The organism is Stenotrophomonas sp. (assembly GCF_032103445.1).
Taxonomy (GTDB): Bacteria; Pseudomonadota; Gammaproteobacteria; order Xanthomonadales; family Xanthomonadaceae; genus Stenotrophomonas.
On sequence record NZ_DAMDFR010000044.1, the window covers coordinates 17,921 to 32,382 of the forward strand.

The 14,462-nt window shown below is 64.9% G+C and carries 10 protein-coding genes; 3 read left to right on the forward strand and 7 right to left on the reverse strand.

Going from position 1 to position 14,462, the window contains the following annotated elements; all coding sequences use genetic code 11:
- Positions 1–4: 4 nt before the first annotated feature.
- A complete protein-coding gene (locus RT551_RS14940) occupies positions 5–1,438 on the forward strand; it encodes an amino acid permease (RefSeq protein ID WP_313460149.1) in 1,434 nt (477 codons plus the stop codon).
- 30 nt (positions 1,439–1,468) lie between these two features.
- On the opposite strand, the gene RT551_RS14945 is transcribed toward RT551_RS14940, so the two are convergent.
- Together RT551_RS14945 and RT551_RS14950 are read right to left on the reverse strand one after the other, a co-directional pair.
- On the reverse strand, positions 1,469–2,734 hold the full coding sequence (locus tag RT551_RS14945; RefSeq protein ID WP_313460152.1) for a dipeptidase: 1,266 nt from the start codon (positions 2,732–2,734) through the stop codon (positions 1,469–1,471).
- 156 nt (positions 2,735–2,890) lie between these two features.
- Complete coding sequence (locus RT551_RS14950) at positions 2,891–4,060, reverse strand: class I SAM-dependent rRNA methyltransferase (protein ID WP_313460155.1); 1,170 nt, start codon at positions 4,058–4,060, stop codon at positions 2,891–2,893.
- Positions 4,061–4,314: 254 nt separating this feature from the next.
- On the opposite strand from RT551_RS14950, the gene RT551_RS14955 reads away from it, so the two are divergent.
- Positions 4,315–5,271 carry a TerC family protein gene (locus RT551_RS14955; RefSeq protein WP_313460157.1) on the forward strand — a complete coding sequence of 319 codons (957 nt, stop codon included), beginning with the start codon at positions 4,315–4,317 and terminating at the stop codon, positions 5,269–5,271.
- Positions 5,272–5,370: 99 nt separating this feature from the next.
- Positions 5,371–6,147, forward strand: coding sequence for a rhomboid family intramembrane serine protease (locus tag RT551_RS14960; RefSeq protein ID WP_313460160.1), 777 nt, complete (start codon positions 5,371–5,373; stop codon positions 6,145–6,147).
- Between the two features lie 105 nt (positions 6,148–6,252).
- Here RT551_RS14960 and RT551_RS14965 read toward each other — a convergent pair whose 3' ends face one another.
- From RT551_RS14965 to yidC, 5 genes are all read right to left on the reverse strand, one after another.
- Positions 6,253–7,311: a glycerophosphodiester phosphodiesterase gene (locus tag RT551_RS14965; protein WP_313460174.1), complete on the reverse strand. Its 1,059-nt coding sequence runs from the start codon at positions 7,309–7,311 to the stop codon at positions 6,253–6,255.
- A 253-nt stretch (positions 7,312–7,564) separates the two neighbouring features.
- Entirely contained in the window at positions 7,565–8,605 is a 1,041-nt protein-coding gene (locus RT551_RS14970) for a virulence RhuM family protein (protein WP_313460163.1), read from the reverse strand.
- A 116-nt stretch (positions 8,606–8,721) separates the two neighbouring features.
- On the reverse strand, positions 8,722–10,065 hold the full coding sequence (gene mnmE / locus RT551_RS14975; RefSeq protein WP_313460166.1) for a tRNA uridine-5-carboxymethylaminomethyl(34) synthesis GTPase MnmE: 1,344 nt from the start codon (positions 10,063–10,065) through the stop codon (positions 8,722–8,724).
- Positions 10,066–10,068: 3 nt separating this feature from the next.
- Entirely contained in the window at positions 10,069–12,744 is a 2,676-nt protein-coding gene (locus RT551_RS14980) for a polysaccharide deacetylase family protein (protein ID WP_313460169.1), read from the reverse strand.
- Positions 12,745–12,920: 176 nt separating this feature from the next.
- A partial coding sequence (gene yidC / locus RT551_RS14985; RefSeq protein ID WP_313460171.1) for a membrane protein insertase YidC occupies positions 12,921–14,462 on the reverse strand: 1,542 nt, incomplete at its 5' end.

The window sequence follows — 14,462 nt, forward strand, 5'->3', positions numbered from 1 at the left end:
TCCCATGTCATCCTTGTTGCGGCGTAAATCCCTGGGTTCGGTCACCGAGCACGAATCCGGCAGGCGTCTGGTACCCACGCTGAGCTGGCCCCATCTGGTCGCGCTGGGCATCGGTGCCATCGTCGGCACCGGCATCTACACGCTGATCGGCGTGGGTGCGAACCTCGCCGGTCCGGCAGTGCTGATCTCCTTCGCCATCGCCGGTGCGGTCTGCGCCTGCGCCGCGCTCTGCTACGCCGAACTTTCGACCATGATCCCGGCCGCCGGCAGCGCCTACACCTACAGCTACACCGCGCTGGGCGAGGTGTTCGCCTGGGTGGTGGGCTGGAGCCTGGTGCTGGAGTACTCACTGGTGGTGAGTACGGTGGCGGTGGGCTGGTCCGGCTACTTCGTCGGCTTCCTGGAGTGGATCCACGGCAACACCGGGATCGACATCCGCCTGCCCGCCGCGCTGTCGGCCGGCCCACACGTGGAAGGCGGCCTGTTCAACCTGCCCGCGGTGCTGATCACCTGGGTGGTCGCCGGCGGCCTGATGCTGGGCACCAAGGAAAGCGCCACGCTGAATGCCATTCTGGTGGTGCTGAAGATCATCGCGCTGGGTGTGTTCGTGGCGGTGGCCCTGCCCGCGTTCGACCCCGCCAACCTGCAGCCGTTCATGCCGCACGGCTTCGCCAAGACGCTGGGCCCGGATGGCGTCGAACGTGGCGTGATGGCCGCGGCCGCGATCATCTTCTTCGCGTTCTACGGCTTTGATGCCATCTCCACCGCGGCGGAAGAAGCCAAGAACCCGGGCCGCGACCTGTCGATCGGCATCATCGGTTCGATGGTCGGCTGCACCATCATCTACATGCTGGTGGCGCTGGCGGCGATCGGTGCAATGAGCTACGCGGTGTTCGGCCACAGTGCCGAGCCGCTGGCGCTGATCATGCGCCAGCTGGGCCAGCCGGAAGCAGCGGCGGTGATCGGCATCGTCGCCATCGTGGCCCTGCCGACCGTGCTGCTGGCCTTCCTGTTCGGCCAGAGCCGCGTGTTCTTCGTGATGGGCCGCGATGGCCTGCTGCCGCGTGGTCTCTCCGCGGTGAACAAGCGCACCGGCACGCCGGTGGCGACAACGCTGTTCAGCGCGCTGGTGGTGTCTGCGCTGGCCGGTGTGGCACGCCTGGATGAGATCGCCGCACTGGCCAATGCCGGCACCCTGGCCGCGTTCACCGCCGTCGGTATCTGTCTGGTGGTGATGCGCAAGCGTGAGCCGGGTGCCAAGCGCACCTTCCGCACGCCGCTGGCCTGGTTCGTGGGTCCGGCTGCCGCGCTGGGCTGCATCTACCTGTTCATCAGCCTGCCCAGCAGCACCCAGCTGTACTTCCTGATCTGGAACGTGATCGGGTTGTTGGTGTACTTCCTGTACAGCCGCAACAACGCGTTGATCGGCAAGGCGTGATGTGAGGGCGTACCCACCAACGGTGGGTACCTACCTCGGTAGCGCACGACCGTTGGTCGTGCGCCGGCCCTCCGCGTAATCCTGCGCCTGCCGCATCACCCGCAGCAGGTTGCCACCCCAGATGCCGGCAATCTGCTGTTCGCTGTAGCCCCTGCGCAGCAGCCACGCAGTGATCTTCGGCAGCTGGCTCACATCCTGCAGGTCGGACAATCCGCCGCCGCCATCCCAGTCCAGGCCGATGCCCACATGCTCGGGGCCGACCACGGCGAGGATGTGCTCCAGGTGCGCGAAGAAATCGTCCAGCGTGGCCTGCCGCAGCGGCTGGGTCTGATCCAGCTTCGCCAGTCCTTCCTTCAACTGCACGCCCTGCGCGATGCTGAGTTCGTCATAGCCGGCGCCGATCTGCTTCATCAGCGCGTCCTCGGCCTGCTTGCGCGCCTCGGTCTTGCCGGTGTCGATCAGGTAACCACCGTACGCGTTGACCTGGACCACGCCACCGGCTTTGGCCAATTGCTTCAGGCGGGTGTCGTCCAGATTGCGCGGGTGGTTGTAGATCGCCTTGGCCGAGCTGTGTGACAGCACGAACGGCACCGGCAGGCGCTGGATCAGATCGTCGAACACCGCATCGGAGGCGTGCGACTGGTCGATGACGATACCCAGCTTTACCGCTTCATCCACCAGTGCCTTGCCGGCCGGGCTCAGACCCTTCCATTCCGCGCCCTTCGGGTCGGTGGCCGAGTCGGCGAACTCGTTGTTGGCGAAGTGCACCGTGCTGAGCAGACGCAGGCCGGCCTGGTGATAGAAGCTCAGCAGTGAGGGATCGGCAACCAGCGGGCTGGCGTTCTCCATGCTGATGTAGACGACGCGCTTGCCGGCGGCTTTGATCTTCGCGGCGTCGGCAGCGGTCAGGGCGAGTGAGAACTGGTCCGGATGCGCGGCCAGCATTTCGCGGATTTCCAGCAGGCGCTGCAGGCCCGCGTCGCGGTCGTGCAGGTGCGCTGCCGGCGAACGGTCGCCCTGGTCGGTGTAGATGGCGAAGAAGCCACCGTCCAGCGCGCCTTCCTGCATGCGCGGCAGGTCTACCTGGGACAGGGCGTTGTGGTCGTGTCGCTGGCGCAGGTCAAAGCCTTCGCGATGGAAGTTCGCCGGGGTATCGAGGTGGCTGTCGAGGGTAAGCAGCCGTTGCTGCAGCGCTTTGGCCTTGGCCAGTTCCGCTTCGGAGAACTCGACGGCGTGGGCGGAGAGTGGCGCGAGCAGCGCCAGTGACACCAGCAACGACAGACCACGTAAGCGCATGACGTTTCACCAGCGATGGGTAAACGTCAACAATAGCAGCGTAGAGCCACGCCCTGCGTGGCTTCTCGGTCCCAAACGTGGTCGAAGCCACGCAGGGCGTGGCTCTACGGATCGATGGGTTCCGGTAGGTGCCGACCGTTGGTCGGCACCCTCAAATCAATCCACCACGCGGCAGAACACGGCCTTCAGGTACCGCGATTCCTGCACGTGCGCCATGAACGGATGATCCGGACCGGCACCCGACACCTTGAGGATCTGGATGGTGCGGCCGGAATAGAAGGCGGCACGACGCAGCATGTCCAGGAACTGGTCTTCAGCGACCAGGCCAGTGCACGAGAACGTGGCGAACAGACCACCGGGCTTGACCACGCCCAGCGCCAGCTTGTTCATGTCCAGGTACTTCTTCAGCGCGGTGATCACCTGGTCGCGGTCGCGGGTCATCTTGGCCGGGTCCAGGATCACCACGTCGTACTGCTCGCCGCGGTTGGCGGCATCGCGCAGCCACGGGAAGATGTCCGACTGCACGAAGCGCGGGCGCACGTTGTTGAGGCGACCGTTGGCCTTGGCGATGCTGATCACGTCTTCGTCGATGTCGATGCCCAGCACATCCGAGGCACCACGCGCGGCGGCGTACACGGCGAAGCCACCGGTGTTGCAGCACAGGTCCAGCACCGACTTGCCTTCCACCAGGCTGCTCAGCCACTGGCGGTTCTCGCGCTGGTCGGCGAAGAAACCGGTCTTGTGCGCGCCGGCCGGGTCGGCGCGGAACTTCACGCCGTACTCGGTGATCACCGATGCTTCGGTGGTGGTGTTGCCGTGGAAGTCGAAGCTTTCCTGCTTCTGCACGTGTTCGTCGGCGAAGCTGTGGAAGCGGCAGCCCGGGAACTGCTCGCGCAGTGCCTCATAGATCCATTCGCGGTGGCGGAACATGCCGGCGGCAAAGAACTCCACCACCACCAGGTCGCCGTAGCGGTCCACCACCAGGCCGGACAGGCCGTCGCCCTCGCTGTGCACCACGCGCCAGGCGTCGGACACCTCGTCCAGCTTCAGAACCTCACGGCGCAGCGACACCGCCTGCGCGATCTTGCGCGAGAACCAGCCGGCATCAACGGGGACGCGCTGGTCGGTTTCCAGGATGCGCACGGCAATACGCGAATGGCCGTTGTAGAAGCCGCGGCCGATCCACTCCCCATCCACGCCGACCACGTCGACGATGGAGCCGGGCTTGGGGCGGGCGGCAGGCTTTTCGACCAGTTTCTGGAAGATCCACGGGTGGCTGGAGCGCCAGGCGTTCTTGAGGCGGACTACGGGGGCAGGGGTATTCATGGGCCTATTGTATCCGGGCGATTTGACGCGGGGCCGGCCAGCCCGCAGAATCGGTGCCAGAAGGGGAGTAGCTCCCAGCGTTGTCGCCGTCAATTCGAGCCCGCAGGCTCCGGTGCAACGGCAGTCCCACCCTCGGGGCTGTGAGCAAGACCTTCGCCGTACGGCGAAGCTCTGTCCCTGGACCCCCTCTGGTGCTCCGTTGCAGGTCCTCGCCGTCCGGCTTGAGGCTTTTCATTCATTCAACGGACAAACCCATGCAGACGATCGGTAATTTGTGGTTGTGGGGCGGCTTCGGCGCGGTGGTGATCATCGCGCTGCTGGTTGACCTCGTTTTGATGCGCCACGGCGGCCCGCACAAGGTCACCTTCAAGGAGGCCCTGTGGTGGTCGATTGGCTGGGTGGCGCTGGCGCTCGCCTTCAATGGCGGCCTCTGGTACTACCTGAACGAGACCGCCGGCCAGGTCGTGGCCAACAAGGTCGGCCTGGAATTCCTGACCGGTTACCTGGTCGAGAAAGCCCTGGCGGTGGACAACATCTTCGTGTTCCTGATGATCATGGGCTACTTCGCGGTGCCCGAGGAACAGCGCCAGAAGGTGCTGATCATCGGCATTCTGGGTGCCATCGTGCTGCGTACGATCATGATCTTCGCCGGCAGCGTGCTGCTGACCAAGTTCCACTGGCTGCTGTACGTGTTCGGTGCCTTCCTGCTCTTCACCGGCTGGAAGATGTGGTTCAGCGCCGGCCAGGAGCCGGATCTGGAAACCAACCCCGCCCTGCGCTGGATGCGCAAGCACCTGCGCCTGCTGCCGGAGTACGCCGGCAATGCCATGAGCGTCATGCGTGACGGCAAGCGCTGGTACACCCCGCTGTTCGTGGTGCTGATCCTGATCGCGGTCACCGACGTGATCTTCGCGGTGGACAGCATTCCGGCCATCTTCGCCATCACCACCGACCCGTTCATCGTGCTGACCTCGAACGTGTTCGCGGTGCTGGGCCTGCGCGCCATGTTCTTCCTGCTGGCCGGCATGGCCGATCGCTTCCACCTGCTGCCGTACGGTCTGGCCCTGGTGTTGGGCTTCATCGGCGTGAAGATGATGCTGATCGACATCTTCAAGATCCCGACCCCGATCTCGCTGGGCGTGGTGGCGGTGATCATCGGTGCCACCGTGGTGCTGAGCCTGAAGAACCCGCCGAAGCAGGACGCGGCGTAACCCCTGGAGCCCGCCGGCGGCATTGTCCCGCTGGCGGGCCCACACTCTCCCGTCGCGTTGCCCTTGTGTTCAGCCTGGGGCGACGCAACCCATGAAGGTATGAACGCCAACCTGCCCCAGCCGTCCGGCGAGACGCCGGTTTCCCCCCGCACCGACCGTGGTCGGGTGATGCGGGCGTTCAACCTGAGCCTGGCCTTCGTACTGGTGCTGGTGGCGGTGTTCACCGCGCAGGACTATTTCGACTGGCGCCCCTGGGCCGTGGCACCGCTGGAGAAGGCCGGGCTGCTCGGCATCCTCGGCGCGCCACTGCTGCACGGGTCGTTGCAGCATCTGGCGGCCAATTCCTTTGCGTTGCTGATCCTCGGCACCCTGGCGGGCAGCGTGTACCCCAAGGCGACGCTGCGGGCCTTCCCGCTGTTATGGATCGGCTCGGGTCTCGGCGCTTGGCTGCTGGGTGATATCGGCAGCCGTCATCTGGGGGCCAGTGGCATCACCCACGGCCTGATGTTCCTGGTATTCGTGCTCGGCCTGCTGCGCCGCGATCGCCCGGCGATCGCTACCGGGCTGATCGCCTTCCTGTTCTACGGCAGCATGTTGATCACGATCCTGCCGCATGAGCCGGGCGTGTCGTGGCAGTCGCACATGGGCGGTGCATTCGCCGGCATCATCAGCGCGCTGTTGTTCCGTCTCTCAGATCCGATGGCCCCGCGCAAGCGCTACAGCTGGGAGGATGAAGAGGACGAAGAGGATGAGTTTGAAGCGCGCCGCGACAACGACCTGGAACCGCCGTCCCCTACCCGCGTGCCGGTGTTGTGGCAGCCTCGCGAGGGCCAGGATTTTGTGGTGTTGCCGTTCCGCAGACCGGACGAACGATGACACATGTCGCGGACACGCATGGCGTGTCCCTACGCGAACAATCTGTAGTGACACGCCATGCGTGTCAGGGCCCCCGGTAGCGCGGGCCGTTGGCCGGCCAACGGATCACTTCGCAGCGGACGCCGCCACGTCACCATCAACAGCACGTCGCCCCAACGCCGGATCATCGGTAAAGAACGCATCAATCCCCGTGGCCAGATACGCCCGCATTTCTGCCACTGACCCTTCCGGATTCCGTGCATGGGTCTCGCCCTTGCGGAATTCCGCGGCCATGAACGAGTTCTCTGGCCGGAACGTGTACGGCACCACCATCAACCCGGCGGCCTGCGCATCACGCACCAGCGTGGTCGGGGTGCCCAGGCGCCCAGCGGCATCCAGCGGAATCACCATGCGCAGGCTCGGCCCGATGCCGTCGGCATAGGTGGCGACCTGCTCCAAACCGGCCGGGGTGATCATGTCGGCGTAGCGCTGCGTGCCCTTGGCCGCGAGCACATCACCTGGCTGCTCTTTGGCAGCGCCAATCAACTGCAGCAGGCGGATGTTGGTGGTGCGCCCCAGCTTCGTGCGCAGCTGGCGCAGGTTGCCGACTTCAAACGACTGGATCGTGATCGGCGCCACCTTGGTGTACGCATTGGCCTGCAGCGCCGCGACCAGCTTGTCTTCCATCGGCAACCCGATGCTGCGGAAGTAGGTGCCATGCTTGATCTCCGGCACCAGGCCGATGCCCTTGCCGGCACGGCCCGCCTGCTGGACCAGGAAGTCGATGATCTCGTCGAGCGTGGCAATGCGGAACTGACCATCGAAGGCGGTGCTGCGCACCTGCGGCAGGCGCTCGCGCACGTACAGCGTTTTCAGTTCGTCGACGGTGAAGTCTTCGGTGAACCAGCCCTCCACCCGCTCGCCGTCGATGGTCTTGACAGCCTTGCGGCTGGCGAACTCGGGGCGGCTGGCCACGTCGGTGGTGCCGCTGATCTCGTTCTCGTGCCGCGACACCAGCACGCCGTCCTTGGACATGACCAGATCGGGCTCGATGTAGTCAGCGCCATCAGCAATCGCCTGCGCGTAGGCGGCCAGGGTGTGTTCGGGCAGCAGCGCGCTGGCACCGCGGTGGCCATAGACCGCCGCCTTCAGGCGCGGCACGGGGGTGGGAGATTCGGCGCTCATGGCCACAGATGGTGCCACGGCCAGCGACAACAGCAACGCAAAACCCCACAACGACTTCGACACAGCTAACCCCTGTTGGTACAGCCCCGCCAGTGCGGCAAGGGCCGGAAAAGACGTGCGGCAGTGTGCCGACGCTGTGTTACAGCGGGAAGAAATGTGATGAACACCCCTATTTCCTTGATTCTCCGTATGTTGAGCCTGAGATGCGCCCGCGCTGCTCAGCATCGTGGACCGACTACAATGATCGATGGGGCTATTCGGAGTCTGTCGCCCGCTTCACAGCGTCGGATTCAATGCGCTTGAGTTCCTTGTCGAAGTCACTTTCAAACAAGCGATCCTGGACGATTCGATATCTTTCGAACTCACTCTCGGCATGTGCTTGAGCCATCTTGGCCGAAATCTTTCCATTGTCCTTGAGAACGGCACGGTCATCGAACTCCAAGAATGCATCAAGTCTCCTGGCCCAGTCTTCCATACTCATTGGAATCTTCCGGCGTGCGCGATCTTCCGCGAGTTCAAGGTATGCGTTGACCACTCGGCCCAGTGAATCGAGTTCGTCCTTGGTCAGATAGTTTTTGGCAACCGTGACGTCCGTCTTGAGGATCTTTCCTTCCGGCGCACCAGACCAAGTCGTCAACCCCATGCTTGGCCTGGCGCTGTCTGCACGGCTGCTGATCAGTTCTGCTGCCGTGCTTCCGTGTATGGCGTAGTGGAGTTTGTTCTGAACCTTGGCAAAGAATTGCTTGGTGGTTGGAGCATCTTTGTTGTAGTCCACGCTGGTCGCGTAGACGTCAGTAATCTTCTGATAGAAGCGGCGTTCGCTGAGGCGTATCTCACGTACTTCTTCGAGCAGCCTTTCGAAATAGTCTTCTCCGAGCGCGCTCCCGTTTTCCATGCGCTTTCGGTCGAGCACGTAGCCCTTAACTGCGAAGTCATGAAGGACGCGGGTTGCCCATTGTCGAAATTGAGTGGCTCGAATGGAGTTGACCCGGTAGCCCACGGAGATGATCGCATCGAGATGGTAGAAATCTACGGGCCGGGATACCTCTCGGGTGCCCTCCTGCTGAACTATCCGGAATTTCCGGATGGTTCGTTCAGGTTCCAGCTCCTGGGTCGCAAAGATGTTCTTGAGGTGCTCATTGATGGTCCGGACATCCACGTTGAACAGCTCAGCCATCAGCTTCTGCGAGAGCCAGACGGAGTCGTCTTCATAGCGGGCTTCAATGCTCGATTCACCCGCCTGATCGGTGAAGATCAGAAATTCAACAGTACTGTTCCGGATGTGTGCTCGCATTCCCATTCTTTACCCCTCATGCATAGAAGAGAGTATCGCCGTTTCATCGTCGAGCTCATCGATTGCCCGGGGATAGCTGCTGCGTCCGGGGTCAGAGAGCTTTGCGCGAAACCAAGCTACTTCCCAATACAAAAGCTTGAAAAAATCCGCCCCAGCAGATCATCCGCACTCATCCGCCCGGTGATCTCGCCCAGCGCCTCATGTGCCAACCGCAGCTCTTCGGCGGCCAGCTCCAGATGCTCATGCACGAGCTCCGACTCGGCGCGCTCGGCATGGCCGATCGCCAGGGTGATCGCTTCCACATGTCGCGCGCGGGCGGAGAACTCGCCTTCCACGCTGTCCCCTGCCCCACCGCTGGCCAGCTCGCGCAGGCGGATGTGCAGCTGCTCCAGGCCCAGGCCGGTGGCGGCGGAGACATGCACCACGCTCGGGTCGGCGGTCGGCGGAATCTCGGCCAGCAGGTCGCTCTTGTTGTGGATCCACAGCTGCTGCGGCACATCGAGGATGGCGTCGCCAATCGCCTCGCGGCCGGCCTGCGGATCGCGCGCGTCGACCACCACGATGGCGAGGTCGGTGCGCTGCATTTCGGCGCGGGCGCGGCGCATGCCTTCGCGTTCGATGGCATCGCCGCCTTCGCGCAGGCCGGCGGTATCGACCAGGGTCAGCTCAAGACCATCGATGCGGATGGTCTCGCGCAGCGTGTCTCGGGTGGTGCCGGCAATGTCGGTGACAATGGCGCGCTCGCTTCCTGCCAATGCGTTGAGCAATGAGCTCTTGCCCGCATTCGGCGGACCCACCAGCACGGCATGGAGTCCATCGCGCAGGCGACGGCCGCGTTCGGCATCGACGCGCAGCTGCACCATCGCGCGCAGCGCCTCGGCCAGACCCGAGCGCACCTGTTCGCCGCCCAGGGTATCCAGCGGCTCGTCGGCGAAATCGATGGCGGCTTCCACATGGATGCGCAGCAGCACCAGCTGCTCGGCGGCGTCTTCGACCCGGCGCGAGAATACGCCATCGAGTGAGCGGCGCGCCGCACGTGCGGCGCGGCTGTCGCTGGCGGCGATCAGGTCGGCAATGGCTTCGGCCTGGGCCAGGTCGAGCTTGCCGTTGAGGAACGCGCGCTCGCTGAACTCACCGGGCCGCGCCTGGCGTGCGCCCAGCGTGATGCAGCGGGCCACCAGCTGCTGCAGGACCACCGGGCTGCCGTGGCCCTGCAGTTCCACCACATCTTCGCCGGTGAAACTGCGTGGGCCCGGGAAGTACAGCGCGATGCCATCGTCCAGCACCTCTCCGGCGGCATCGCGGAAGCGGGCATAGTGCGCATGGCGCGGGCGCAGTTCCGGGCAACCCAGTGACTGCGCGATCTGCGCGGCCTTCGGCCCGGAAACGCGCAGCATGCCCACGCCACCGGCACCCGGTGCGGTGGCAATGGCAACGATGGTGTCGGTGGCAGCGGTCATGGCTTACAGCTTCTCCAGTTGCGCGCGGGCCTGCGCGGCCCCGCTGCCCTGCGGCTGCAGGGCCAGGTAGGTGGTGTAGGCCTGCCTGGCCTTGGCTTTGTCGCCGGCGTGGACGTACGCGTCACCCAGGTTGAGGTGGGCCACCGCTCGCGAGGGGTCGATCTTCAGGGTGTTCTCCAGCCAACGGGCCGCTTCAGCGTAACGCTGCTGACGGTAGTAGACGAAGCCGAGGTTGTTGGCGGCCTGGGCGAAGTCCGGGCGCAGCTTCAGCGCCTCGGTGAACTGCGCCACTGCCTCGTCATAGCGCTTCTCGCGGTACAGCTGCAAGCCACGGTCGTTGGCCTGCTGGGCACGCTGGCGGTCCGATGCAGGACCGGCCGTCGGCACCACCAGTTTGGCCTGGCCACCCTGCAGGTCGGTCACGGTCACCGGCACCTTGCCGGGCTTGGCGTCCTGCACGGCCTCGACCTTGCTGTTCAGCGCGATGGCATCGGCGGTCAGCTGGTCGGTGCCGGCGTTGAGGTACTCCTGACTGTCCGGCACCTGGAACACGAACTCGCCGCCCTGCGAACCGGGCAGGCTGCCGAAGGCCGGGGTCTGCTGGGACACGGCCGAGACCGCCGGGGCCACATAGGCGGCAAGCTCGGTGCCGGTGATCAGGCCGTCACCGTTGAGGTCGCCCTTGCCGGCCAATGCCTGCAGCAGCACCCAGGTGAACACCGAATGGCCGTTGGGGCCGGCATCGGCGACCTGCTGGTCGGCACCGCCGGCAGTGAGCATCTGCCGCGCACTGCGACGCGCGTTCTCGCGCAGGAACGCAGAGGACGACGGGCCACCGCGGGTCAGGCCCAGGCCGCTGTAGCACGCATCCATCACGAACATCACGTGCTTGGCTTTCATGCTCTCGGCGATGTTCTGCAGGTCGCTCATGGCGATTGCATCGGTTGCGAACGCGTTGGGGTCCGAATCCACCGGAATGATGTAGCCGAGGTCGCGGCCAGAGGCGAGTCTGCGCGTCGCCCCGTGCCCGGCAAAGAACACGAACACGCGGTCATTGCGCGACGTTCGATCATCCGCCAGCCGGTCGTGGAACGCGGCCAGGATGTTGTTGCGGGTCGCTTGTTCGTTCTTCAGCACGATCACCTGCGAAGACGGGAAGCCGAACTGCCCGGTCAGGGTGTCAGCCACGGCCTGCGCATCGTGGCTGGCGTACTCCAGCTTGGGCCATTTGGCGTAGTCGTCGATGCCGACCACGATCGCCCAGGACTTCTCGTAGCCGGTGGTGACGGTGGCGTCGCTGGTCGCGCCCTTGCGGGCACGCGCCACGGTGAACTCGCGGCCGTTCCAGCCGGCGAACTGATAGCCGTCCGCAATCAGGCGGTCAAGAATCTGCGGCAGCGCCTTCACCGCACGGTCGTGGATATCGTGGAACAGGATGATGCCGCGTTGCTCTTTCTGCACCTGCTCGACCACGCGCTGCACGATCGATTCGGGCACCGGGTCGGCCCAGTCCATCGAGTCGATGTTCCACATGATCGATTTCAGCCCCGCTTCGTTGAGCAACTGCAGGCCTTCGGCGTTGCGGGCACCGTAGGGGAAGCGGAACAGCGGTGCGCGACGCGCATCGACGTCGCGCAGCAGGGTGTCGGTGGCCAGTACCTGCTCGCGCAGCGCGTCGCCTGTGGTGCGCGAAAGCTGTGCATGGGTGAGGCTGTGGTTGCCCACCGCATAGCCCTGCTCCATCAGGTTGCGGCTGATGCCCGCCATCGGGCCGAGCGTGGTGGTGCCGTCGTCCTGCACCTTGCCCAGGTTACGGCCGACTTCGAAGAACACGCCCGGAACATCGTAGCGCTGCAGGATGGCGACCACTTCATCGGTGTGGGTGCGGTGCGGACCGTCGTCGAAGGTGAGCACCACGGTTTTCGCCGGCAGATCTCGGCCGAAGATCTCGCGCTCGCTGTCTTTCATCGACATCGGATACGGCTCGATCACCCCGTAGTCGCGCAGGATCGCCTCGCGCGTGATCAGGGTGCGCAGGTGCGCCACGTAGTCGTCCCACTTCTCGCGCTTGAGGGTGATCGCGCGGGTGCGGTCGAAGCGGCTGAAGATGCGGGTGAGTTCCTGGTTGTAGTTGCGTTCGATCTCGTCGAGCGCATCCAGGTCTTCGCCGATGCGCTGGTGCAGTTTCACTGCCGGCAGCGAGGAATCGCTGCCGATGCGCGTGTGCAGGTCGCGCAGCACTTCGCGGAAGGCCAGGCGGTCTGCGTCGTACAGCTCCGGCGCGGACTCGATGTAGTCCAGCACCGTGCCGAGCGTGGTGAAGCGCTGCGGCGTGGTTCCCTTGAGCAGCGTGTCGAACAGACCGGCGATGGCTTCGCGTTGTTCCAGGCCTTCGTGGAACAGCTGCTGGCCGACGCGGGTTGAGGTGTTGCGGTCGGCAGGCGACTGATCGGCCTCGTCGGCGAGCAGCACGATGATGCGGCGGTGGCCGTCGAGTTGCTTCTGCAGGGCGGACAGCAGCGGCGCGGTCGCAGGATCGGCGGTGATGGCGGCTTGAGCGCCGGGTTGCTGCGTTGCGTGGGCGGCCGTGCTGGCGGTTTCTGGTTTCTGGCCGCACGCGGCGAGGGTCAGGGTAAGCAGCAGGGGAAGGGCTAAGCGAGGCAGCAACGCGCGGGGCATGGGCAGTCCATTGGGTGATGCGTGGCGCTGGGCGCCGGTGGCGGAATTCTACCGCTGGATGTGCAAAAGCCCGCCGGAGGGCGGGCTTTTGCGGGTTCCGTAGAGCCGGGCTTGCCCGGCTGGGGGTTCCGTAGGGATCCAGAGGAGCCGGGCAAGCCCGGCTCTACGTGTCCCGATTATTTCTTTTTCGATGCCGGGGCGGCGGGGGCCGGGACCGGGTCGCTGCCGTGGCGCTTGGTCATCCACCACTGCTGCAGCAGGCCCAGGCCGCCGTTGACCACCCAGTACAGGACCAGACCGGACGGCATGAAGGCCATCATGACGCCGAAGATCAGCGGCATCATCTGCATCATCTTGGCCTGCATCGGGTCCATGCCCGGTGCCGGGGTCAACTTCTGCGTGGCCCACATCACCGCCATGTTGATGATCGGCAGGATGAAGTACGGGTCGCGCGCGGTCAGGTCCTGGATCCAGCCCAGCCACGGGGCCTGGCGCAGTTCCACCGATTCCACCAGCACCCAGTACAGGGCGAAGAAGATCGGCATCTGGATGAGGATCGGCAGGCAGCCGCCCATCGGATTGATCTTTTCCTTCTTGTACAGCTCCATCATCGCGGTCTGGAACTTCTGGCGGTCATCGCCATAGCGTTCCTTCAGCTGCTGGATGCGCGGCTGGAAGCGACGCATCTTGGCACCGCTCTTGTACTGCACGGCCGACAGCGGGTACAGCACCAGCTTCAGCAGCACCACCAGGCCGACGATGGCCCAGCCCCAGTTGTTGACGACCTTGTGGACCTGGTTCAGCACCCAGAACAGGCCCTGGCCGATCACCGCCATCAGCGAGAAGCGGCTGTAGTCGACCACGCGGTCCAGGCCCGGCACGTCTTCCTTGGCAATCTGGTTGACCAGCTTCGGACCCACCCACAGGCGGGCTTCGGTGCTGACCTGCTGACCCGGGGCCACGGTGAACGCCGGGCCGGTGGCCTGGATCTGGTCGCGACCGTCATGCTGGGAGAGCTGGAAGTTCGCGGCCTGGTCCTTCTGCGGAATCCACGCGGTGAAGAAGTGGTGCTGCAGCATGGCGATCCAGCCGCCGGTGACCTGCTGGTTCAGCGGGCCGTCTTCCAGGTAATCCTTGAAGGCGCGGCGCTGGTAGCTCTTGTTGTTGTCGTACCAGGTCGCGCCGTTGAAGCTGAACGAATCCGGGTTGGTCATGCTGCGCGACAGGATGGTCGGCGTGCGGTCCAGCGTGCGGTAGACGTAGCCGTTCCACGACGCGGTACCGGCATTGATCACTTCGTCCTTCACCTTGACCGCGTACTCAGTGCGGTTGACGGTGAAGGTGCGGCGGATGGTGACGCCGTTCGGGCCTTCCCAGATGAAGGGAATCTGCAGCTCGTCCTGGCCCTTGGCCAGCACGAAGTCCTTGGCATCACCGACCAGACGGAAGCCACCGGCTTCCGGTACCGGCATGCTCTTGTCCTGGCTGGTCCAGCCGCTCACCGCACGGTACGGGTGGGCGGGCTCTTCGGTCAGCAGGCGGACCGGCGGGCTGCCTTCGTCCTTGGTCTGCGGGAAGTGCAGCAGTTCGGCATCCAGCACGTTGCCGCCGTCCAGCACCAGGCGCAGCACGTCGGTGGTGACGGTCACGCGCGGGGCAGACGCCGAAGCCTGGGCGGTCGCGGCCGCCGGGGCGCTGCCCGGGGCCTGCGGCACGTT